This window comes from Methanoculleus sp. DTU007, assembly GCF_001512385.1.
Classification (GTDB): domain Archaea; phylum Halobacteriota; class Methanomicrobia; order Methanomicrobiales; family Methanoculleaceae; genus Methanoculleus; species Methanoculleus thermophilus.
Genome location: NZ_LFRO01000046.1, coordinates 1 through 21,585, shown reverse-complemented (window position 1 = coordinate 21,585; position 21,585 = coordinate 1). Strand labels below are relative to the sequence as shown.

General features: G+C 58.4%; 29 protein-coding genes and 1 tRNA gene. 3 read left to right on the top strand and 27 right to left on the bottom strand.

The features are described 5' to 3' along the window. Position 1: 1 nt before the first annotated feature. From ACI94_RS05425 to ACI94_RS05325, 21 genes are all read right to left on the bottom strand, one after another. Positions 2 to 529, bottom strand: coding sequence for a 50S ribosomal protein L18 (locus tag ACI94_RS05425; RefSeq protein ID WP_066957280.1), 528 nt, complete (start codon positions 527 to 529; stop codon positions 2 to 4). After that, positions 529 to 981 carry a 50S ribosomal protein L19e gene (locus tag ACI94_RS05420; RefSeq protein WP_066957281.1) on the bottom strand — a complete coding sequence of 151 codons (453 nt, stop codon included), beginning with the start codon at positions 979 to 981 and terminating at the stop codon, positions 529 to 531. Before ACI94_RS05420 ends, ACI94_RS05425 begins: the two co-directional genes overlap by 1 nt. Next, positions 974 to 1,405: a 50S ribosomal protein L32e gene (locus ACI94_RS05415; RefSeq protein WP_066957724.1), complete on the bottom strand. Its 432-nt coding sequence runs from the start codon at positions 1,403 to 1,405 to the stop codon at positions 974 to 976. The genes ACI94_RS05420 and ACI94_RS05415 overlap by 8 nt, the downstream gene beginning before the upstream one ends. A 5-nt stretch (positions 1,406 to 1,410) precedes the next feature. Then, positions 1,411 to 1,935 carry a 50S ribosomal protein L6 gene (locus tag ACI94_RS05410; RefSeq protein WP_083524805.1) on the bottom strand — a complete coding sequence of 175 codons (525 nt, stop codon included), beginning with the start codon at positions 1,933 to 1,935 and terminating at the stop codon, positions 1,411 to 1,413. A gap of 15 nt (positions 1,936 to 1,950) precedes the next feature. Further along, a complete protein-coding gene (locus ACI94_RS05405) occupies positions 1,951 to 2,343 on the bottom strand; it encodes a 30S ribosomal protein S8 (RefSeq protein WP_066957285.1) in 393 nt (130 codons plus the stop codon). A gap of 14 nt (positions 2,344 to 2,357) precedes the next feature. After that, entirely contained in the window at positions 2,358 to 2,537 is a 180-nt protein-coding gene (locus ACI94_RS05400; RefSeq protein ID WP_066957287.1) for a 30S ribosomal protein S14, read from the bottom strand. A gap of 3 nt (positions 2,538 to 2,540) precedes the next feature. Next, complete coding sequence (locus tag ACI94_RS05395; RefSeq protein WP_066957289.1) at positions 2,541 to 3,044, bottom strand: 50S ribosomal protein L5; 504 nt, start codon at positions 3,042 to 3,044, stop codon at positions 2,541 to 2,543. Next, entirely contained in the window at positions 3,041 to 3,769 is a 729-nt protein-coding gene (locus ACI94_RS05390) for a 30S ribosomal protein S4e (RefSeq protein WP_066957291.1), read from the bottom strand. Before ACI94_RS05390 ends, ACI94_RS05395 begins: the two co-directional genes overlap by 4 nt. Next, positions 3,769 to 4,134: a 50S ribosomal protein L24 gene (rplX, locus tag ACI94_RS05385; RefSeq protein WP_066957293.1), complete on the bottom strand. Its 366-nt coding sequence runs from the start codon at positions 4,132 to 4,134 to the stop codon at positions 3,769 to 3,771. The genes ACI94_RS05390 and rplX overlap by 1 nt, the downstream gene beginning before the upstream one ends. 14 nt (positions 4,135 to 4,148) lie before the next feature. Next, entirely contained in the window at positions 4,149 to 4,547 is a 399-nt protein-coding gene (gene rpl14p / locus ACI94_RS05380; RefSeq protein ID WP_286681183.1) for a 50S ribosomal protein L14, read from the bottom strand. Next, positions 4,544 to 4,870, bottom strand: a complete 327-nt coding sequence (locus ACI94_RS05375) for a 30S ribosomal protein S17 (RefSeq protein WP_286681182.1) — start codon at positions 4,868 to 4,870, stop codon at positions 4,544 to 4,546. The genes rpl14p and ACI94_RS05375 overlap by 4 nt, the downstream gene beginning before the upstream one ends. A 13-nt stretch (positions 4,871 to 4,883) precedes the next feature. Then, positions 4,884 to 5,156 carry a ribonuclease P protein component 1 gene (gene rnp1, locus ACI94_RS05370; protein ID WP_066957299.1) on the bottom strand — a complete coding sequence of 91 codons (273 nt, stop codon included), beginning with the start codon at positions 5,154 to 5,156 and terminating at the stop codon, positions 4,884 to 4,886. Continuing rightward, complete coding sequence (gene rpmC, locus ACI94_RS05365; protein WP_066957301.1) at positions 5,153 to 5,356, bottom strand: 50S ribosomal protein L29; 204 nt, start codon at positions 5,354 to 5,356, stop codon at positions 5,153 to 5,155. Before rpmC ends, rnp1 begins: the two co-directional genes overlap by 4 nt. Beyond that, on the bottom strand, positions 5,357 to 6,073 hold the full coding sequence (locus ACI94_RS05360) for a 30S ribosomal protein S3 (RefSeq protein ID WP_066957303.1): 717 nt from the start codon (positions 6,071 to 6,073) through the stop codon (positions 5,357 to 5,359). Further along, the gene (locus ACI94_RS05355) at positions 6,073 to 6,534 is read right to left on the bottom strand and encodes a 50S ribosomal protein L22 (RefSeq protein WP_066957726.1); all 462 of its coding nucleotides are present in this window, start codon (positions 6,532 to 6,534) and stop codon (positions 6,073 to 6,075) included. Before ACI94_RS05355 ends, ACI94_RS05360 begins: the two co-directional genes overlap by 1 nt. Positions 6,535 to 6,539: 5 nt before the next feature. Beyond that, entirely contained in the window at positions 6,540 to 6,953 is a 414-nt protein-coding gene (locus ACI94_RS05350) for a 30S ribosomal protein S19 (protein ID WP_066957305.1), read from the bottom strand. Positions 6,954 to 6,963: 10 nt separating this feature from the next. Continuing rightward, positions 6,964 to 7,683, bottom strand: coding sequence for a 50S ribosomal protein L2 (locus ACI94_RS05345; RefSeq protein WP_066957307.1), 720 nt, complete (start codon positions 7,681 to 7,683; stop codon positions 6,964 to 6,966). Positions 7,684 to 7,694: 11 nt separating this feature from the next. Beyond that, complete coding sequence (locus ACI94_RS05340; protein WP_286681181.1) at positions 7,695 to 7,943, bottom strand: 50S ribosomal protein L23; 249 nt, start codon at positions 7,941 to 7,943, stop codon at positions 7,695 to 7,697. Continuing rightward, complete coding sequence (gene rpl4p / locus ACI94_RS05335) at positions 7,944 to 8,690, bottom strand: 50S ribosomal protein L4 (RefSeq protein ID WP_066957311.1); 747 nt, start codon at positions 8,688 to 8,690, stop codon at positions 7,944 to 7,946. It lies immediately after the preceding gene. A 6-nt stretch (positions 8,691 to 8,696) separates the two neighbouring features. Further along, positions 8,697 to 9,710 carry a 50S ribosomal protein L3 gene (locus tag ACI94_RS05330; RefSeq protein WP_066957313.1) on the bottom strand — a complete coding sequence of 338 codons (1,014 nt, stop codon included), beginning with the start codon at positions 9,708 to 9,710 and terminating at the stop codon, positions 8,697 to 8,699. Between the two features lie 809 nt (positions 9,711 to 10,519). Beyond that, positions 10,520 to 10,924 carry a Tfx family DNA-binding protein gene (locus tag ACI94_RS05325; protein ID WP_066957315.1) on the bottom strand — a complete coding sequence of 135 codons (405 nt, stop codon included), beginning with the start codon at positions 10,922 to 10,924 and terminating at the stop codon, positions 10,520 to 10,522. A gap of 140 nt (positions 10,925 to 11,064) precedes the next feature. Between ACI94_RS05325 and ACI94_RS05320 the strand changes: the two genes are divergently transcribed. Continuing rightward, complete coding sequence (locus ACI94_RS05320) at positions 11,065 to 11,907, top strand: F420-dependent methylenetetrahydromethanopterin dehydrogenase (RefSeq protein ID WP_066957317.1); 843 nt, start codon at positions 11,065 to 11,067, stop codon at positions 11,905 to 11,907. Positions 11,908 to 12,395: 488 nt separating this feature from the next. On the opposite strand, the gene ACI94_RS05315 is transcribed toward ACI94_RS05320, so the two are convergent. The 3 genes from ACI94_RS05315 to ACI94_RS05305 form a co-directional block, all read right to left on the bottom strand. After that, entirely contained in the window at positions 12,396 to 13,817 is a 1,422-nt protein-coding gene (locus ACI94_RS05315) for an aldehyde dehydrogenase family protein (protein ID WP_066957319.1), read from the bottom strand. 26 nt (positions 13,818 to 13,843) lie between these two features. Then, positions 13,844 to 14,773 (bottom strand): galactose-1-phosphate uridylyltransferase, encoded by a 930-nt coding sequence (locus ACI94_RS05310; protein ID WP_066957321.1) that lies wholly within the window; start codon positions 14,771 to 14,773, stop codon positions 13,844 to 13,846. Positions 14,774 to 14,924: 151 nt separating this feature from the next. Then, a complete protein-coding gene (locus tag ACI94_RS05305; protein ID WP_273259024.1) occupies positions 14,925 to 15,932 on the bottom strand; it encodes a 5,10-methylenetetrahydromethanopterin reductase in 1,008 nt (335 codons plus the stop codon). 345 nt (positions 15,933 to 16,277) lie between these two features. Between ACI94_RS05305 and ACI94_RS05300 the strand changes: the two genes are divergently transcribed. Continuing rightward, on the top strand, positions 16,278 to 18,170 hold the full coding sequence (locus tag ACI94_RS05300; RefSeq protein ID WP_066957324.1) for a tubulin/FtsZ family protein: 1,893 nt from the start codon (positions 16,278 to 16,280) through the stop codon (positions 18,168 to 18,170). Here ACI94_RS05300 and ACI94_RS05295 read toward each other — a convergent pair. Together ACI94_RS05295 and ACI94_RS05290 are read right to left on the bottom strand one after the other, a co-directional pair. Next, positions 18,157 to 19,122: a DUF128 domain-containing protein gene (locus tag ACI94_RS05295; RefSeq protein WP_066957326.1), complete on the bottom strand. Its 966-nt coding sequence runs from the start codon at positions 19,120 to 19,122 to the stop codon at positions 18,157 to 18,159. The two genes, ACI94_RS05300 and ACI94_RS05295, sit on opposite strands and share 14 nt — an antisense overlap. Then, positions 19,119 to 19,544 (bottom strand): deoxycytidine triphosphate deaminase, encoded by a 426-nt coding sequence (locus ACI94_RS05290; protein ID WP_066957328.1) that lies wholly within the window; start codon positions 19,542 to 19,544, stop codon positions 19,119 to 19,121. Before ACI94_RS05290 ends, ACI94_RS05295 begins: the two co-directional genes overlap by 4 nt. 55 nt (positions 19,545 to 19,599) lie before the next feature. Between ACI94_RS05290 and ACI94_RS05285 the strand changes: the two genes are divergently transcribed. Then, a tRNA-Arg gene (locus ACI94_RS05285) sits at positions 19,600 to 19,671 on the top strand. A gap of 161 nt (positions 19,672 to 19,832) precedes the next feature. Here ACI94_RS05285 and ACI94_RS05280 read toward each other — a convergent pair. Next, positions 19,833 to 21,585 (bottom strand): VWA domain-containing protein (locus ACI94_RS05280; RefSeq protein ID WP_286681180.1); only part of this gene is annotated, 1,753 nt, incomplete at its 5' end.

Sequence of the window (21,585 nt, the reverse complement as noted above, 5' to 3'; positions counted from 1 at the left end):
GTCACACCAGCTCCTTCTTGATGGCCTGAGCCACAGCCTCTACATTCTCCACCAGGTCACCCGCACGCTCGGGGGCATACCCGGCAATGTGGGCACCTTTGAGACGATCCTCATCGGGGAGAACCGATTCACCGTGGGGAACGTCGAGACCTGCATCCACTGCTCCCTTAAGGGCAGCAAAGACACGTGCACCCGGTTTCGCCCGGGCAAGCCCGATATCAAGGATTGCCTCATCGTACCCCGCATTCAACGCCTTGACTGCAAACAGCATCCCGGTCAGATAGGCAGCCGGGGTGCACGAAGTCGATCCCTTGTAGCCATACTTGACAAGTTCAGTCGAGTATGCGGCTACCAGGGTGCGGTCTCCCTCAATCTCGGGGACGATCAACTGCACGATGATCTGCCGGTTTGTCTTCCGGACAACCATCCGTGGTGTTCCCGATGACAGGAGCGCCATCCGCTTGTAATAATCTGTCTTGCCCTCATGCCTTCTCCGGAAGGGCACGAAGTATCTTGGGCCAGTTGCCATTATCTCATCCTCCCTGCCATCGCCTCAATCTGAGCCTCAAGGTACGACACACTCCGGAACTGTCCTCCGGAAGCCCGCCGATACATCACGCGATAGAGACTCCGTTCGATTCTGCCTTCGTCGCGCATCTGGCGCAGAACACGGCGCTGTGCACGGATCTTGCGCATCCATGCCTGTTTCTTGGGATTTCGAGCGCCAGCGGCACCCTTTCTCCGTCCGGGTCCTTTCTGGTGACCGTAGGAACGCTTTGCCATCCGTGCACGGGTCCTGCCCCGGCTGTTTCCCTTCACGGGGTGTGCCCGGATCGCACCCTCCGCAATGAGCTCGCGAAGGTCGTTTCGGGAGATAGCAGCCTCAATATCGGCCTGGCGCTCAGGATCGAACCAGACACGATTGACACCGCACTTTAGGATGGCTGCCGCTATGCGCTTCTGGCTTGCGAGATCACTCATTCTCGCTCACCTCTTCTTCGGTCTTAGCGGGTTCTTCGACAGCACGGGTGAGGTCCTTTGCGTTCAGAACTTTGAGCCCCAGTTCCATGGCCCGCTTCTGAATCTCTCCACGCTTCCTGTTACCCACAGATCCGCCGATCCGGACAGCCTGAGTCTCCGGATTCAGCCCGGCAAGTTCTGCAGGCGTAAAAACCCGCACTTCTTCATAGCCGCTCGGGTGCATGCCGCGGACCGCAGCGGGGCTGCCATACCCAGGTCTCGGCAGAGCGCCCTTTGCCTTGATCTGGCGTCTCTGCTTGCTGTGCAGACCACGCGGGCGCCGCCAGACATCTTCCAGTTTTGCTTTTTGCCAAAGCCCCTGCCTCTTAAAGGAGGGCTTGTTGTGCCGGGTACGGACGCGGATCAATCTTCTTGTCTCATCCATCTTCTTCACGCCCTCTCGGTGATGTAAATGCCGTCCTGGAACACCCTGGGGTCCCGCTTGGTGATCTTGGTCGCGTGTTCGATGTTTGCGGCCGTGTTGCCCACCTTCTCTTTATCGATACCGGTGAGAATCACCTCGTCGCTCCCAAGCCGGACAGTAACGCCTTCAACGATCTTTGCTATCCGGGGCTGCTTCTCGCCAAGGAAGTTGTTGATCTCAAGACGATCGCCCTGCAGTTTCAGCTGGATCGGGAAGTGGCTGTAGACCACTTTCATACGATACTCGTAGCCTTCAGTGACCCCCCGGATCATGCTCTTTATCAGGGCCTCAAACGTGCCGCACATTGCAAGGAACCGCTTCTTGTCAGACGTCGTGGAGACGACAACCTCTCTGTCGTCAACCGTGACATCGATCTGCGGGAAACGCATGTTCCGTGCCAACGTGCCCTTCGGTCCCGATACCTTGAGCATGGTGCCTTCGAGTGCAACATCCACACCAGGAGGGATCTCAACCCGTCGTGTAACTCCCATATGCATCTCCTCCCTTCAGTAGACGAATCCCAGCAACTGCCCGCCGATACCCTGGCCGCGAGCCTCCGCATGGGAGATGACTCCTTTTGAGGTTGAGACAATCAGGATACCGAAGTTCTTTGCAGGGAGATACTGCGACTCCCAGTATTCCATATCAGCCATCGCCACCGCGAACCGGGGGGAGATGGCGCCACACTTATTGATCATTCCGGTAAGCTGGACCCGGAACTGGCCGCCGCGGCCGTCGTCAATGAACTCGAAGCCGCCGATAAAGCCGTTTTCCTGCATAACGCGGAGCATTGAGCCGAGGAGTTTGCTGGCGGGTTCGACAATTACCTCACTCTTCCCAGCATCGCTGGCATTCTTGATTGCGCTCATCGCGTCAGCGATTGGATTCAGTCGTGCCATATTCTCGAAACCCCCTAGTTCATCTTCTTAAAGCCCATCTTGCTCGCCCACTCGCGGAAGCACTGGCGGCAGAAGTAGATGCCGTACTTACGTACAAGCCCCTGTTTCCGACCGCAGATGCGGCATTCGTTTGCCCCACGGCCGAACTTCCTCTTATTCTCGCTTACCGAAGGGGCCCCTGATTCTTCTGCCATTCCTTACACCTCCACCTGATAGTGCTCACGCATGAACGCGATGGCTTCCTCTTTATTCACTTTCTGCCTCACCGGCAGTTTCCTGCGCCCGACGCTCCGACGCGCAACTCGCACGCCCTTATACTCGAGCACAATGTTGATGTCCATGCCGTAGATGCCGACCATCGGATCGTACACCATTCCCGGGAAATCGGTGTGCTCCTCGATACCGAAGGAGACGTTGCCGGTCTGGTCAAACTGCGAGGGCGCGAGCCGCCGATCGATGATCTCAAGCGCGGTCTGGATGAACTTCTCGGCATTCTCCCGGCGCAGGGTGACCTTGCACCCGATGGGTGCGCCCTTCCGGATGCCGAACGCCGGCTGAGTCCGCTTTGCGATGGTTCGAACTGGCTTCTGGCCGGTGATCTGCTTCATAATATCCTCGGCCTTGACCAGACGCTCACCGCTCTCACCAACGCCCATGTGCACAACGACTTTGTCAATGTAGATATCCTTCATTGCACTCATGCCGAGGCCTCCAGTTCGGGCGCTATTGCGGAGCGACCGACCATGAAGATATAATCCTCAATGGTCTCAAACCGCTCCCCTGACGAGTCGTCCACGAGGACGACACGGTTCGGGACGGAACTTGCAGTCTTGATGATCTCAACGATCCTGCCAACCTTTCCGGAGTGCTTCCCACCCACAATCATGGCCACATTGCCCTCCGCGAAGGGGAAGTGATCGACGATCCGGAACCGCTCTTCGCCGTCAACCCCGAGGGTCACCACGATAGAGTCTTTTGTCTTGTAGGTGTTGTCGGCGAGTATGTTTGCGCCGTATGCAAGGTTCAACTGGACTTTGCCGCCCTTAATGACGGTCTTATTCCGGATCTTGCAGAGCCGGGTCTTTGCGGACTCTGCCGGGATCTCAACTCCAACCAGGTTGCCCTGCTTGTCGAGCTGTATCCGGTAGTGCTTGTTGAGTCTCGGGATCGAGACGATATCAAAGACACCAAGGCCTATCTGCGGGTCCTTGCAGATTCGCCCATTGACGACGATATCGCGCTGGTGCAGGATCTTCCTGACCTCGCTTGCATTCTGCGCAAGACCAACGTGCTCACGGAGCCAGACCCCAACCGGCAGGGCACCGGCGTTGTGGGGGCCCGGAGCGGTCTTCATGACGAATTTCTGTACTTTCTTCGGGATGTGCCAGGACTCCGGCGCCACCAGTCGCTTAAGATAGGGGGACATTATTCTTCGCCTCCGAGTCTCTCCGCACGGAGTTTGTCTTTCAGATTGAGCTTCGTGATCTGCACGTTCGAGGGATCGATCGGCCGGGGAACCTCAGTTCCATCCGCCTTCGTCACCGTAACACCGTGCACAACCAGCCGGCACGTCTTCATATCTACCGCGTCGACGACGCCCTCTTCACCAGCGAAATCTCCGCGGAGGACTTTCACGGTGTCGCCCTTGACCACACGGACTCTCCGGGTTTTGTGCTTCTCACGGAGTTCGGGGGAGAGCGGTGCGGAGAGGAATCGCCCCCTGGTGTGGTTAGGTGCGTTGTAACGCGCCTTACGCTGTTTTCTCGGTTGTTTACTTGCTATGCGTACCATTTTGTCACCACACCTTACACGATCATCGTCGCCATTGAGGCGATCTTGGGGTACCGCTCTGCGATCTCACGGGGGACAGCACCCTTGATCTCGGTTCCCTTCGGCTCGCCGCGGTCGTTGACCAGCACCATGGCGTTGTCCTCGAACGAGAGACGGATGCCGTTCGCGCGGCGGATCTCTTTCTTCTGCCGGATGACCACAGCTTTTTCGAGCTTCCGCCGCATCTCGGGGGTGCCCTTCTTGACACTCACGGTCGCCATGTCGCCGATGCCCAGGCAGGGCTGCCGCCGCCGGACACCGTGGTAACCATCGACCGAGACGACCTCAACAAGTCGTGCGCCTGTGTTGTCAGAGCAGACCACCCGGGTGCCGGTGGCGAGGGCGCGTGGAATGGTCGACTGCAGCGCCTTCATTCCTTCATCACCTCAACCACAACGAAGTTCTTGGTCTTTGAAAGCGGTCTGCACTCCGCGATCCGGACCACGTCGCCTACGCTGGGATGCAGACAGGGTGTGCTGTGGGCATGATACCGGGACCTGCGCTTCTCGTACCGCTTGTATTTCTTGACGTAGTGGAGGTACTCACGCTCCACGACGACTGTACCGCTCATACGGGCGCTCACGACTTTGCCGGTAATCACCTGGCCGTGTACCGGCAAAGTGCCGTGAAACGGACAATTTGCGTCCTCACATTCTGTTTCCGGAATGGGGACATCCAACCCAATGTTTCGTGCCATTATTCATCCTCATTTATTTGATCCGCATGCTAATCCGCCGCTCCGGCTGCGCCTCCAGGCTCGATCCGTCTACATCGACGATCGTGCCGTCCGGGAGCCGGATGCGAAAGACACTGGATCGTTTTGGTATCCGCTTCTTCTTCCCCTCGGTCTGGATGATCAGGGTATTCTTGGTCTCATCGATGATGCGGCCAGATACCCCGACATGACCGGGGTTGCTTGCAGAGACGACCAGAACGTTCAGGCCGAGCAACTCGTGCCGCAGAACGTTCTGGGGAGAGATCATGCGTTCCTCCGTGCGTTCTTCTCAGTCTGGATACGCGCGATCGTTCTCTTAACCTCGCGGATCCTCCCGGGGTTCTCAGTGGCACCGCCGGCGCTGACTTTCCCCCGCCCCTGGATCAGTTCAAGGGTGAGCTTCTGCTCCTGCTCGATAAGCTCGGTATCGGAGAGCTGCCTCACTTCTTTTGCGCGAAAGATTGCCATTTATCTCTCCTCCAGGAACTCCTCTTCAAAGATATCCTCGTCGGGTTCTTCATCGAACTCATCCTCGAAGGGAACTTCGCTGACTTCCTCGGGCTTAGGGGCCTCAGGAGCCTTCTTCTGCTGGGGCTCGACAACCTCAAAGGTATCTGGCAGTTTTGCACCCGGCGGGACGATCTTAACCTGGACACCGATGGTCCCGAGTTTCTTGACGGCAATTGCATAGCCCGTCTCGACGATCGTCTCGCTGGGCTCGCCGCTGTGCTTGACGTAACCCTCGGTGAACTTCTGGGTCCGCGCCCGGGCCCCGGTCAGTTTCCCGGAAATGACGACTTCGCAGCCGAGCGCACCGGAATCCATCACGCGACGGATCGTGCTCTGTCCTGCCTTCCGGAAGTACCAACCGCGCTCAAGAGCGTTTGCCAGCCTCTCCGCCATGATCTGGGCGTTGAAGTTGGGGTTCTGGATCTGCTGGACCTCCACCTGCGGGGACTCAACACCATAGGTGGTGGCAAGGTCCTGGGTGAGTTGCCGAACCTGCTTACCGCCCTTTCCGATCACGATACCGGGCTTCTCCGCAAAGATGGTCACCTGGGTACCAAGCGGCGTCCGGGTGATGTCCATGCCGCCGTACCCCGCCCGCTTGAGTTCGTTCGCCAAGAACTTCTCGACGCAGACGTTGCGGACACCGTCCATGATAAACTTCTTCTCGGTCGCCATTACGCCACCTCGCTCACGATGATCTCGATGTTCACGGTCTCCCTGCGCTTCGGGGTGGCGCGGCCCATTGCACGTGGGAAGAACGCCCGAAGGCCACGGCCAGCGTTGGCAGCAACGTGGTCGATCCTGAGTTTCCCGGTATCGAGACCGATATACTCGGCGTTCTTCTCAACGGACTCAAGCAACTTGATGTATGCCTCCGCAGCCTTGACCGGGTACCGCCCTGCGGGCCACTTTGAGAGGCCGCGCTTGTGGGCGACGTTCCGTTTGAACCGCCTGAAGGGAATAGCCTTCTTTAATGCCACCACGTCGGTGAGGTATGCCTTTGCCTCGGTGGTGGTCATGTTCCGGATGAACCTGGCAATCTCAATCGAGTGCTTGGGGGAGACAGGGAGCTCGTTCGCCTTTGCACGAGCGACGTTCTCGCCCACAATCTTTGCAGAGTATTCTGTCCTTGCCATAGCCATCACTTCAGTGGTACGTACTTACTCGACCTGGTCGCACCGATACCAGCGCTGCCGTGGGTAACTTTCTTGCGGGTCAGTGCAAACTCTCCAAGGTAGTGGAAGACCGCCTCAGGCTGGATCTCCACCTTCTGGAACTCCTTACCGTTGTGGACCAGGATAGTCTTGCCGACCATCTCGGGCATGACAACCATGTCACGCAGATGGGTGCGGATGTTTTCGTCCCCCGACCGGATGTCGGAGAGGAGTTTCTCGTGCTCCCTTGAGAGACCGCGGTTAAACTTCCTGCGTGCCCGGGACGGCATGATCGACAGCAGTTCGGTGAGAGCCATCTGCTGCAGATCCTCAATGGAATAGCCGCGATAGGTGAATTCCTCTCGCCGCCGCGGCATTCGCTTCTGTGCTTTCTTTGCCATGCTTCATCCCTCACTTCTTCCACTTGCCGGTTCTCCGGGCGGCAATGTGTCCCACTTTTCTGCCAGGCGAGGTCCCATGGGAGACAGTCTTTGGCCGTCCGCAGTGCTGGTGACCACCGCCACCGAACGGGTGGTCGATGACGTTCATGCAGACACCCTTAACACGGGGCCATCTCTCAGCGGAGGACCTGACGTGGAAGGCTTTCTTTCCTGCCTTGACGAACGGCTTTTCACCCCGTCCGCCGCCAGCAACGATACCGACGGTTGCCATGCAGGCACCGTTGAACCACTTGTTCTTGCCGCTCGGCATCCGAACACCGACACGGCCGTCTTCAGACTTGCCGATGACGAGAGCCTGAACACCGCTCGAGCGGACGAATTTACCGCCGTCGTTGGGCCGAGCTTCGATGTTGCAGACGTACGCACCGACCGGGATCTCCTGGAGCGGAAGGGTGTTTCCGTTCTTCACCTCACCGCCTGGTCCCCAGGAGAGTCCATCCCCTACGCCGAGCCCTTCAGTGGCAAGGACATATACCTTCTCGCCGCTCTCAAGCCTGACAAGGGCGATCGGTGCGTGGCGGGACGGGTCATGCTCGATATCGAGAACCACTCCGGACGTCAGAGCAGTATTCTTCCCCGCATGTCTCAGGTCGGCTTTATACCGGTGCGACGGTGCACGGTACGAAGGGCCGCCTCTACCGCGGCTCTGTGCTATAATTCGATGTGCCATCGTCACTCACCTTACATTATTCCCAGCCGGCTGAGAATCTCTTCAGCCGCTTTCTCATCCGCAAACTTTACAATGGCTTTCTTCTCGCCCTTCATGGTCATCATGGTGCGGACTTCGGCCACTTTCTGCTCGAAGGTCGACTCCAGCTCGCGTTTGATATCCTGCTTGGTGGCGTTCCTCTGCACGATAAACTGGAGTTTGTTCTCGCCCTCAAGCATCATCGTTGCTTTTTCAGTAACGAAGGGATATTTCAGTACCATTTAGAACTCCTCCAGTCTCTTGATTGCAGACTCCGTCCAGATCGTCAGGCGCCCTGCCTGCGTGCCGGGTGCTAAGAGTTCGGCATTGAGCTGGTTGACGGCCACGGCATCGACACCGGCAAGGTTCCGGGCTGCCCGGAGCGGCTCGTTCCCGGTGACGATCAGGATGCTCTTGCGCTGCTTGTAGCGGCGTCCACGCATGGTGCCTCGTCCAGCACGGACCTTCTTGCTCCTCCTTGCACGCTCGACATCGGCATAGAGCCCGAGAGCAGAGAGTGTCGAGATGACGTCGCTGGTCCGGGTGATCTCTTCGAACTTGTCCTCAAGGACCAGTGGAAGTTCGCCCTCAAAGATGTGACCGCGCCCCCGGACAAGGTCCAGGTGTGTGCTGGCCGCGATGGCGGACCTGAGAGCCTTCTGCTTCTCTTTGCGGTTGATATTCTTGATGAGGACCTTTTCGACCTTCGGAGGATGCGCTGCCCGTCCGCCGGTTGCCTGCGGCACCCGGGCCGCCCTGCTGCCGTTCTTCAGGCGGGGGACCTGAGCGACGCCCCGGCCGCTGCCCCAGGACTCTGCGGAGGTGCGTATGCCAGCATAGGGGTTTGTCCCATGCGGCTGGAACCGGGTGCTCTGGAGTGCGAGGACAGCCCGCTTAATCAGGTCGGGCCTGTATTCTTCGTTAAAGATCTCGGGGAGATCGATCTCGTGGCTGATCTCGCCTGTCAGTGTTCGAACCTGTGCCTTCATCGCTGCTCACCCCTGCTTGCTCTGCGTACTGACGAAGTTGATCGTCGGTGCGCTGATGGTCTGCTCATCTTTCCGTATTGCAGGCCGTATCCGGACCAGCCGCTTGCTCGGCCCGGGGACGGAACCCTTGATCAGGACATAGGGCCCACGCACAAGGCCGTAGTGGAGGAATCCACCTGCCGGCGTTATATCGTCGCCGTTGGTGCCGATCTTCAAGATCCGCTTGTTGAACTCGGTGCGCTGCTGGTAGCCCATCTGTCCCATCTGGGGCACCTGCCACCGGACGTGGTGCGGATTCCAGGGGCCGAGGTTCCCGATGTGGCGCTTCTTGCCGCCGCGGGAGTGTTTGCGCTTCCTGACCTGGACACCCCAGCGCTTGACGGGGCCTTCCGTACCCTTACCGGTGGTGACGGCGGTCACATCGACGTACTCGCCGACCTCGAAGTTGCTCGAGATTGTGACCTCTTTTCCGAGAATCTCTGCGGCGTAGGCAATCTGGTCGTCGAGGCTTCCGCCGGCGATCCGCATCTCCATCAGGTCGGGGACCTTCTTCGGGACACCAGTCAGCTCGATTGGCCGGGTGTATGTCAGGGCATAGAGTTCTACGACCTTACCTTCGCCAATTGCATTCCTGATGGCTTCGAGGGCAGCAGCGGTGTCGTGGTTCTTCGGGACGTTAATACGGCGGGACAACTCAGGATCGAGGTCGGTAGCCCAGGCCTCGGTCAATGCGTGCTTCCCGTAGGTGTCCTCGCTGTATGCGCGCACGCCGGCCACCCGCATGGGTGGGACCTCAACCACGGTCACCGGTACCATTATATCCTTGCCTTCGGTGGGGCTGTTTTTACGGTCATCAACCATGATGACGTGCGTCATCCCCACCTTGTACCCTGCAAATCCCTGCACGGTCGGGGCACCCGTGTGCTCAGGCCATGAGCCGTATCGGGGAACCGGACTTTTCGCCCGCTTTCTCGGGCTGTATGCGAGGGATCCTCTGCGTGGTCTGTGTATATTCGGCATGTTTCAATCAACCCTTCGTGCGTTGTAGTGAGATGCATGCGCCGAACCCCGTGCCGGGGTACCCGACACGATGGATTCTTCTGGTGAACCCGTAACTCGGGGCAAGACATCGAACACCCCGGTACGTCTACCGGGGCGTGAAGGGAAACAGTTGATGGAGGCAGTAGATATGAGAGTACAAGAGACATCCGTCTCCGCACAATCCTGTCGCCCACTCCACTGCCGGCCCGGTGTGCACCGGGCACACTCCAGTCGTCGCCAATAGATCCTGATTCTTCGACGCTCCCAGGCAACGTTCTCCTGGAATCGGGCACGCTGCACAGGCGTTGGCCCAGCGTCTCGATCAGATCCAGCTCCTGTCATCCCGTTGTGACGAGCACAACTCCGTATCGACATCGGCCCTCCGGGAGGAGGGTTCGACCTTCGCTTAGACTGATACCCCCTACACCGCCCCGCCGCGCGTATCTGGTCCACAGATATTGCGGAGCCAGAGGGATCCCGGCAATTAGAGGCACATACTGTGCCGGCTGACTTTCAGGATCAGGCGAAGATGTGTAGAGCGGTTTCTTAAACATTACTTAAAATAAGATATAAATCTTGTTATAGAATTCTGCACCGCTCTACGCGAAACGGACATCTACTGTAATTAAAGCGGCAATTCTCTAAACTGAACGTTCGGGGGGGTGAATGAAAGGCTGCCGTCACTCCACAAAGAGGTGCACGGCCGGACAGACTCCCCATAAGGGATCATGGATCCAACACGGCCGCTCCGGCACGAGACCTGCGCGGGTGCAGGGGCGGAAGCTGGATCATCCAAAGTACAGATCGCCGTCGTTGTTGATGTAGATCTCGACGTCTTCGCGGACCTGCCGGCCCCTGAACCGCTCGGGATTCGCGTCCCGGATCCGGTTTATAAGCGAGATCGTGTCATACTTGACCTTCACACCCACCTTCTCGGCCTCAGCATAGATGATCTCAGGGACTTTGAGGAGATCGAGGCCCTTCTGGAGCGTACAGAGGTGCGTGGCGTCGAGGGTGTAGAGGAACTCAAGCGTCTCACGTGCACGCGCGATATTCTCAAGCGCGGCTTTCTCGATGGTGCAGACGTTTGCCTTTGAGGTATGAATAATCTCTGCAATCTGTTGTTGGGTCAACCCTTTCTTCCGGTAGCGCAACACTTCTTTCTGGCGATCGGTAAGCAGACCTTGTTTCATCACCTATATATTGATCATCTAAATTTAAACACTTTCCTTTAACTTAGTTAAGGACGGACCAGACATACGGGCAATTTCAAAACGTTTATATGAGAACTTGGCGATACTATCGTGTTCTCAAATTTTGAGAGGTGTATAAAGTGGTAGTTAAAGTAGGAATCGCAAAACTGGGGAATATCGCCAGTGGTGTAATGGCTGAGCTTCTTCTTGATGAGCGTGCCGACCGTGAGGATATGATCACTTTCATGGCGACCTCCGGTACGAAACTGCAGCCCGAGGATATCGACCGCGTCGTCAGCAATATGAAGGCATGGGGCCCGGACTTCTGTATCGTCGTCTCCCCGAACGGCATCCTCCCCGGACCCACCCAGGCCCGTGAGGCCCTTGCAGCAGCCGGAATCCCCTGCATCGTCATCACCGACGACGTCACCTCCAAGAAGGAGCAGTTCGAGGCACTCAAGGCGAGCAACTTCGGCTACATCATCATGAAGGCCGACTCCATGATCGGCGCCCGCCGTGAGTTCCTCGACCCCATTGAGATGGCGGACTACAACGGAAACCTCATCAAGGTCCTCTCCGTCACCGGCGCGTTCCGCAAGCTGCAGATGGAGCTCGACAAGGTGATCGACCAGGTGAAGGCCGGCAAGAAGGGTGCGGACCTCGTGCTCCCGAAGGTCGTCATGACCTCCGACAAGGCGGTCGAGGGCGAGTTCACCAACCCCTACGCGCTCGCGAAGGCACGTGCCGCCTACGAGATCGCCCAGTCTGTTGCAGGCGTCAACGTCAAGGGCTGCTTCATGACGAAGGAGTGGGAGAAGTACATCCCGATCGTCTCAAGCGCTCACGAGATGATGCGCCAGGCCATGCTCCTCTGCGAGGAGGCACGCGAGCTCGAAAAGGGCATGGATGGAGTCATCCGCAAGCCGCACAAGAAGACCGGCGAGATCGTCTCAAAGACCGCTCTCATCAGCAAGCCCGAGTAACCTCGACACCACTTCTTTTTTCGAGTTTGTAGATTGTCCTACCCGGTAGTGAGTAGGCCGTTTGTCTTCGTTGGCGATGAAGTGACGTGTGGGTTCCCGAGACCCATCTCTAGGCGAGGAACGATGGTCAGACGGGCGACGGGTGGTATTTTCCTCAGTAACACTGACACGGTTTTCAAGGGGATATCGCCATCTGGGGGAGGGGCCGACGGGGAGTGCGATGGTCCGAAGGACCGGAGCTCGAGCACCGTTAGGTGCGAGGTGCGAGCGAAGCGAGCTTGAGAAACTCGAAGAGTTTCGAGGAACGAAGGGCGAAACGCCCTGAGTTCGAGCACCGTTAGGTGCGAAGGGGCGAGCCCCCCTCCCCTGTCCCCACCCCCCATGGTGATAGTCCCACGGTCCACTGCATGGGGATATTCCCCGCTCGGGTCACCCGGTTTGCCGCACAGTAAAGGCCTTCGGCCTTCTCAAAATCTGGTTCTAACCACCTACGGCGAAAAGATCATCATCCGCTCTTCGGTCATCTCCTCGATCGCGTACTTCGGCCCCTCCCGCCCGATGCCCGAGCCCCTGACCCCGCCATAGGGGGCGTGATCCATCCGGAACGTCGAGACGTCGTTGACCACCAGGCCGCCGACCCGGAGTTCCGCGAACGCCTGCGCAATCCTTCGGGAATCGTGGGTGAAGATGCCCGCCTGCAGCCCGTACTCGGAGTCGTTCGCGAGCGCGAGCGCCTCCTCGAAGGTCTCGTAGGGGGTGACCGTCACCACCGGGGCGAAGACCTCGGTCCGGTTCACTGCCATATCCGGCGTCGTCTCGACGAGAACTGTCGGCTCAAAGAGCGGACCGTCGCGGGTTCCTCCGGCAAGCACCTTCGCGCCGCCTGCGATGGCGTCCTCCACCTTTGCAAACGCTGTCTCCGCGGCAGACTCCGAGATCATCGGACCCACATCGGTCTTTAGTTCGCGTGGATCGCCGACGGTAAGGGCACGAGTCCGTTCGACAAGCAGCCCGAGCGCCTCCTCGTAAATCGGCTGATGGAGGTAGACCCGCTGCACCGAGATGCAGGCCTGGCCGGCGTTCGAGAACCCGCCGGCAACGATGCGATCGACCGCAAAGGGGATATCGGCATCCTCATGAACGATCACGGCCGCGTTTCCGCCGAGTTCCAGACCGACGCGTTTTCTGCCAGCAATCGACCGGAGGTGCCATCCGACGGCCGAACTCCCGGTGAAACTCACACAGGCGATCCGGTCGTCCCGTACCATCCGCTCCGCAAGATCGGTGCGGCAGGGGACGACGCTGAGCGCTTCCGCCGGAAACCCGGCCTCAAGCGCCATCTCGCCGAGCATCAGCGAAGAGATCGGGGTGGCCGACGCGGGTTTGAGGATAACGGAGTTTCCGGCGGCGATGGCCGGCCCCAGTTTGTGGCAGGCAAGGTTGAGCGGGAAGTTGAACGGCGTGATCGCGAGCACCGGGCCGAGCGGGAACCGGCGGAGGCAGCCTATCCGCCCTTCCCCGGCCACATTCCAGTCGAGAGGAAGGATCGTGCCGTCGATCCGGCGCGCCTCCTCGGCGGAGACCTCGATCGTCTCCTGCGCACGCACGACCTCGCTCTCGGCAAGGGCACGGGTCTTTCCCGCTTCGAGCACGATCGTGCGGGCAAGGTCTGCGGCCCGTTCCCGGATGAGATCGGCAAGCGCGTAGAGGATCTCCGAGCGGCGGTGTGCGGGAAGGCGCCGCGTGACGGAGAACCCGCGTTCGGCAGAACAGAGAGCGTCCTCGATATCCTCGCTCCCGGCAAGGCAGACCCGACCGGCGACCTCCCCGGTGTACGGGAACCGAACATCCAGGATATCGTTGTTCGTTCGCCATTCTCCGCCGATCAGGAATCCGCGTGGCTCTATCATAGAAAAAGAGTTGGTAGGCCCCGGAATTAACTTTTCTCACGGAAGAGTGCGCCGAGGTCTTCCGGGAGCGTCAGGATGACCGGCTCCAGGTGCAGTCGCTCCATGAACGCCGAGTCGCACATGGAGAGACTGTTGGGATTCAACCGTGCTATGAGGGAGCAGAATGCACGGTGACCACAGCCCGCAGTTCCCGGGGCGTCAAAGAAGATCGAGGCATTGAAGGCGTATGTGCCAAGGTCCCGGTAGAACTCAATGATGCGGATGATCCCGCGAGCCAACGGCTCTATGTAGGGCTCAAATTCATCAAGCGTCGATATCGGAAGAATTCCGCGTATCTCCCGCTCACCGAGGGGAACCGGGTTTGCAGACCAGAAGATCTCATCTTCAAAGAGGAACCGCTCGGAGCAGCGCTCGCGATCCACCAGATCGTCCCAGTAGAGGTGACCATGGTCGACAAGGTAGCGGCGCCCGGCAGAGAGGTAAAGATCCACAAGCCGGGTAGGCTCTGCATCGACGATACCCTGCAGGTGCGGGTGGACGATGCTCGCCCCGGCCGAAGGGAGGTAGTTCCAGTTTATGCTCGCGTAACCCGGAGACCGGATCATGGCCTGTGTCGTGCCGGATATAGCGTCGGCAAGGTGCCTTGCGCTAAGGCGGCCCGGCTCATGTTCGGTGGTGATTACGGTGACGACATGATGCTTGGCGAAAGGATAGAGGTTCGGGAACGTCACGCTCTCTCCGCAGTGGAGACGGCTCCCGTCCCCAAACGTCGGGGTGGAGGCGTTTATGGCGTCGGAGCAGAACGGACAACGTTCGCGCGAATCGGGCAGAGCAGGAGCGGAATCGATCTGCCGCTCTATCCGGACGGGACTGATCCTGCACCGGATACCGGTGAGGGACTCCCGGCGGTACTGAAGAATACCTCGTTCCGTCCGGATCTCATGAGTGGTGAACATGACCCTTTGTACTCCAGTTAGCGCGCCAATTGTATAAAACCCTGACAGGGGCGTGGTTGAGAGAGAAGAAAGGTCCCTATACCGGCAGGAGCGGCGGAGCAAACTCCTCTGCAGAGTGGCCGGGGAAAAAAGTGATGAGTGTTTTTCGGTCTTAGATGATGTACTTGCCGAGCAGGCGGATGGAGTTGGTCATGTCGGGGCCGAGCGGCGAGCCGAAGACGATCTGGGTAACTCCAGCCTTGGCAAGGTCCTCACACTTCTGCTTGACCGTGTCGGGGGTGCCGGCGATGGTGAAGGCATCGATCTCAGCGTCTCCGACGAGTCCGCCGACGGCCTTGAAGTCGAAGCGTGCGAGCGCATCCTTGATCTTCGCGACGTTGTTCATGTCAAGGTTGTGGCGCTCGAGGATCGCGGGCGGGGAGCCTGCGGCGATGAACGCGGCTACGATCTTTGCGGCGTTCCGGGCCTTCTTCTCGTCTTTGTCGATGGACATGGCGGTGTAGGCGCCGACGTCGAAGTTCTTCTTGCCGGCCTTCTCCATCGCTGCCTTGATGATCGGGATAGCGGCATCGAAGTCCTTGGGGTTGGACGCATTGATCAGGGCGCCGTCACCGATCGTACCGGCGAGTTCGAGGACCTTGGGGCCCTGGGCACCGATGTAGATGGGAATACCCTTCTTGCCGGGCAGGGTGACACCGGTCAGCTTGGCACCGTCGTAGTCGAAGAACTCCATGTTGCCGGTCTTCTTGACCTCTTCGCCAGAGAGGAGCTTGCGAATCTGGGTGACACCCTCAGTCAGGCGGGCGACGGGCTTGACGGGGTCGATGGCGAGCTTGGGAAGGGTCGAGAGGTCGCCGGGCCCGATACCGAGGACGGCACGTCCGTCGGAGATCTCGTTTAAGGTAGCCATGAATGAGGCAATGGCCGCGGGGGTGTCGGTGAACGTGTTCATGATTCCCGGTCCCATCTTGATCGTGTCAGTGTTTGCCGCGATCATGGCGAGGGTCGGGTATGCGTGGCGGTTGTTGTAGTGGTTGGTGATCCAAACGTAGTCGATATCCTTCGACTCTGCAAGCTTGGTGTAGTTCACCACCTGCTTAACATTGATTGCTCCGGGCACAAATTCAATTCCATATGTAGTCAAGGCTATACACCTCATTGAGTAGTTACGTGCAGAGAGTTATATACATTACCATTTTGTGCTCACTAAACGGCACGTACCACACAGATAGTGCAAAAAGGAGTGGTGTAACGTGTTCTCCAGGGCATTCGCGATATCTCCTCCCTTACCCGGCAGAAGGATCCAGCCGGGCAAAGACAAACCGGAATTTTTAAATATATTCTATTTTATGAACAGGTTCCTTCCTGCACATTCGGGGACGTACAGAAATGTATATCTTCGCCCGCCCACATATTCATCAGTAGTTTGAGGAGATATGCGCGCTCATCTCCGCATGAAGAGGCATTCCGGGCATGCAATGGTTCAGGATAGGGGGTAGATGATATGCGAGTGCTGGCGATTGGGCTCGGTGGAGCCGGGTCACGGGTTGTAGATAGTCTCTACGACCATGACCGACGGAGCAAGGTCTACTGCATGAATGCAGCAGCAATTGATATCGACCCGAATGCTCTTGTTCAACTTCGCCACCTTCCAGAATCCGCGAGGATCTTCTTCCCGCAGATCGATCTCGTGAAACCCGACGATATCACGTATGCGATCGATATCGAAGAGGTGATGAACCGCATCCAGAGTCTGGATACTATAGAGATCGATGCTATTCTCATCTGTTGCGGGCTTGGGGGCAGTATCATCGATATTGCTCCGCTCATCATCGACAGACTCCGCAAGTCGTACGTGGAGCCGATATTTGCACTTGCCATCCTCCCATGCTTAAATGAGGGAAAACGAGTCTCGGCCAAAGCCGCTGACGACCTGGATCAGCTCAGGGACCTCGTCGATGCCGTCATCCTCTTCGACAACCAGACCTGGTCGGAGAAGATCAAGGCGGCCGCAGCTGCTGAGAGGGAGAATACGGGCATCATGGATCAACTGCGCCGGAATCCGCTCCCTCTGATCTCCAACCCAAGGGAACACTACAGCATGCTCAACGAGCGCATTGCCCGCCAGATCGGCCTCCTCCTCCGCGCCGGGGAGTTCAATGAGTCCGGGCTCGACGTTGCCGAAGTTGTCCTGGATGCCGGGGAGGTCCTCAACACCTTAAAAGGGGGCGGCTTCGTCGCGGTCGGCTACGCCACCGAGCGTCTGCCGGCCGCGTGGCTGGACTTCCTTCGCCGAAGGCAGTCTTTGAAGTACTTTATCCAGGGCTCGCAGGAGAAAGCCGCCCGGATCGTCTCGCTCGCAAAGAAAGCGGTCTACGAGGAGGTATCGATCCCCTGCGACCTAACCAGCGCCAACAAGGCTCTGGTCCTGATTGCCGGCCCCTCTGCCGAACTCTCGATGAAAGGGTTTCAGACAGTCAGAAAGTGGATTGACCGAAGCATTGCCGGCCTTGAGATGCGATCCGGTGATTATCCAGTAAAAAACACTTCGTTCGTCGGTATCATCATTGTGCTGTCGGGGCTGCTCAACGTACCTCGCGTCGAGGAACTCAAGGAGATCCGGGAGGAGTATCGTCTTGAACTCGAGGAAGAGCAGCTGAGAGCCGAAGAGGAGAAGCGACTCCGCGAAGAGGAAGCAGCCAGGGCATCGGATGCCGCCTTGGGAGAGGATGAACTGTATATCGCTTCGCCTCTCGAGTCGGCGTATCTGGAGGAGAGTGGTTACGTGGCGGGATCATCGATACCCGAGAAGGATGAGATGATTGCCCTGCCGGGCAGCGGTCAGGGCAATGTGAGGAGGAGCGACGATACCATCGAGATGCTTCCGAGAGCCGAGAAGAAATCAGACGATGGCGCTATCATTCTCCCTCCTAAGCAGGGCGGAAGAGAGATTGACCTCACCGCGTCCGCCTCGGTCACGTCATCTGTGCCTGCACCAAAGAACTCTATCTTCGATCCCAAGGGGATCAGCATCGAGAAGGCCGTGCCGAAAGATGATGCAACACTCTACACCGCATCCATACAACCGGTTCAGCGTCCGAAGGACGAGGCCTTTTCCGGTACCAGGGCCACGCTGGATCGTGGGGTACAGCGGCCGAGCGATAAGACCTTTGATGAACATAACCTGCGCATGCGAGGTCTGTCTCCCGCGCCGAAGGATACCCTGCTGGACCAGTCCGGCCTGCGTCTCGGCCGCCCGAATACTCAACCAAAGGAGCTTGACCCATCCCGCGGGCGACTCCAGGTGATCGACCCGGCCGCCCAATCGAAGAGCCGGAGAGAGAGTGAGAAGAAGCCAGATGATGAGCCCGGTGACGGCGGGATCACCTGGATGTAGTATCCATCATCCGTTCGAACGGTATGGTCCCGGCGCCGATCTCCGTCCTGACGGTGTAGCCCTTCTCGATTGCGTTGCCTATCATGTTCATGCCGCTGAACGAGACGATGGATAGGCGATAGGGGTGTTTGGGAAGGTTGTACTCCCCAACCCCTCCCCCGGCGGGGAAGGTGAACCCATACTCTTCCATCCGACCGATAGCCGCCTCTATGCGGTTTCGTGCAGCCTCAGGGACTGCACGAATATTGGCGAGCCCTACACCGGATCCGGTCGTCACAAGCCGATTGATCGAGGTGAGGCCTGCGGATATAAAGAGGTGGAGGGGATCGACCGAGGTCCCCCGATATCCGATGAGATCGAGGAATCCGGCGGAGCCGTCTTTGTCGATGGCGATCCTGCCGGCATACTCAAGCCTCGTCGGGATGCCCATCTTCTGAAGGATGCCGTCCAGGGTAACGCTGCAGGCGGTCATGATCCCTGTATATCCCTCAGGTACGCGAGGGTCGGAGTCGACGATGCGGTAAGCGTTCAGGAATCCATAGCCGGCTTTTGCCACCTCGTCGAAGGCGGCCGTGACCCCTTCAAGGTCTTCCTCGCGCACAAAGGAGAGGTTGTAGGCGATGCTCCCCGCACCGGTCTCGAGATCGAAGGTGCTCTGAAAGGCGAGTTGTTCGAGTCTTGATATGATAAAGCCGATCTGCTCGTCGACGAGCGCGCTCTCACTCTCGGCCACGCCGGCATCGGTGAGGAGGCGGCCACGATTCCCGACTTTCCTGGTGAATCCCATCTCATCGAGATACTGGAGGTAGTACTGGACGGCGCGGTCGCTCAAGACGAAACCCCGTTCGGCCATCTTCTCGCTCAATCTCTTGGCGCCCAGTGGTTCGTGCGATTCCGCAAGGATTCGCAGGATTTCAAGGTATTTCCTTTCTGAACGTATCGACGAACTCATCGTGAATGCACCGCGCCCTGGCTGTCCTGATATCGGCCCTCGTATAGCCGATCGCCGTTCAATACTTCCTGGAGAATCATCTGCACGACCCGGTCACCCTCCGCAAGGCGGATCTCCTCAGCACCGGCATTCGTCAGGCAGAGCGTCAACTGGCCGCGGAATCCCGGGTCTACAAACCCCCCACCGAGGAGGACGCCCCGGCGGGCAAGCGACGAACGGCACCGGAGGGTTGCTGCGAGGTCTTTTGGGAGTTCCACCCGCTCGATCGAGGGGACGAGGGTGCATCTTCCGCGCGGGAGTATGGTCTCCTCGGCTACCCGGAGGTCGTAGGAGGCGGGCTGCAGAGACGCACTATGGTATGGATCGATGATAAGGTCACCGGCTTTGAGCCGGCGAAGGATTTCGCTGGACGAGAGGATCATCGTACAATGTACTGGTATAAAAACGCTTAATAACTTATGATAGAAATCAAAGAGGGGACCCATAGGGTAGAGGATATCCTCTTGGGCTTCGAACCCAAGGACGCGGGTTCGATTCCCGCTGGGTCCGTCGTTTTTCTTCGGGCGCACAAGGTGTGCATCCCGGATGCTGTGCACCATCTCCGGGAGTCTTTGGTCGTGCAGGAGCTCCGGGCGGGATACCCCCAAAACCTGGCCCTGATTGCTGCAAGTATGGGTAAATCCGCCCCTCAAAAAAGGAGTGGGGAATTTTCATTGGATCTGGATGTACGCGCTCCGGTTTGTCCCAACAACCACTTCCTGGTCCAGCCAGGCCGAGGAATCCCCTGTATCCGGCGCATAGCCGGTAACCCTGATGATGTACTTGCCGGCAGGAAGACCGCGCACGTCCAGCGTGGATGTATCGTGCGTTGTCGTGTTCGTAGCGTGGCGCGTGTCGAACTTCACCCAGGAGTAGCCGTTATTGTTGGAGTAGAAGAGATCCTCCGTCACGGTATAGAGACCGGTATAATTGAGATCCCAGGCGACCGGGAGGAATTCGGTGACCGGCTCCACTCCGGTGAATCGAAGGTTGCTGATCTCAAGGCTCCGGAAGTCCAATCCCGTGTTGTTCAGCGGATAGGCCGTGATGAAGGTGTCAGGGAGCGCCAATGTATCGGTGCCGTTGTTGAACGAGATCGTCGAACCCGGGCCGAAGACATTGATGTTGCCTTCCGTCTTCACCGCAAGCCTGAAGGTCGTCTCCCAGGTCTGGCCGAGGCGCACGGTGCCGATGTTGAAGGGGAGGTGCGGGTTCGACGCGGTCCAGTTCGGCGTGTCGTCGCGGGTATAGCGGGGGATGATCTCATGGTGCCCTGTTTCGTTGTCGACCCAGCTCTCGATGGTGGTCGATACCCCGTCTTCGTGGACATAGTCGAACACACCGGTTCCGGAGGTGAAATTCCCGTTCACCTCGACGTTCTCGAAGACGACGTCCAGTTCGGTATCGACGCCGGCCTCGGTCTTGAGTTCGCCGGCGATCTCGGTGTAAACTTGGGCAAGCTCCTCAGCGGTGTCTGCATGATAATGTTTGCCGCCGGTCTCCTCCGCAAGGGTATCCATCGTCTCCCATGTATGATCGCCCTCGCTAAGGTCCTTCGAGAACGATATCATGTATAGCTGGATGCCATTGTTTTTCGCGTAGTCCGCTAGATTCTGCTGGCCCCCGAGATCAGGGAAGATTGTATAATCGTTCGAGGATCCCCACCCGAAAAAATCCACTGTATAACCGTTGCCACGGGCAAGCGGGTCGCCGTAATAGTTGTACTCACCGTCAGTCATCAGGACCACGGCGTGTACGGCATCGGGATCCGAATTTTTATTGTCGACCATCTCCTGAATAGCGACATACAGCCCTTTTCGCGTGCCCGTCCCGGACTTGGTATTGAGCCCCTCAATAGTCTCGTTCACTCCCGAATAATCATCGGTCAACGGCAGATCTTTGTAAGTCTTCTTGCTATACGATACAAGACCAATCCGATCCCGGTCTTGATTCATCTCCCCAACAAAAATTTGTGCCGCGGACTTTGCTGCCGCTATCCTCGACGGCCACACGTCTTTTCCCGTCATACTTGAGGAGCGATCAATCACCAGCACCACATCGATCGGATCCGGCTGGAGCGCCCAGCCGTCGCCCTTCACCCGGATCGTGACGTCGACCGTATCGTTCACGGCCACCGTCTCGGGAGATACCTCAGTCTCCACCGAGAGGTAGGGGTAGTTCTTCCAGGTCAGGACAATATCCCGGCTGATGTTGCCCCACGTCGCCCGGACAGTCGCCGTCCCGGTCGCGGTGTCGCTCCAGCGCGGATCGTTCCGGTCGGTCGTGAACGCGCCTGGCCGGAACTCTACGATCGCATACCCGTCACCATCGGTCTCACCCGATGTCGCCGCCAGTTCGGGCTCCATAGTCTGGAAATACGGCGTGCAGTTCGTCGACACGATTGCGAACGTGACCGTCTCACCC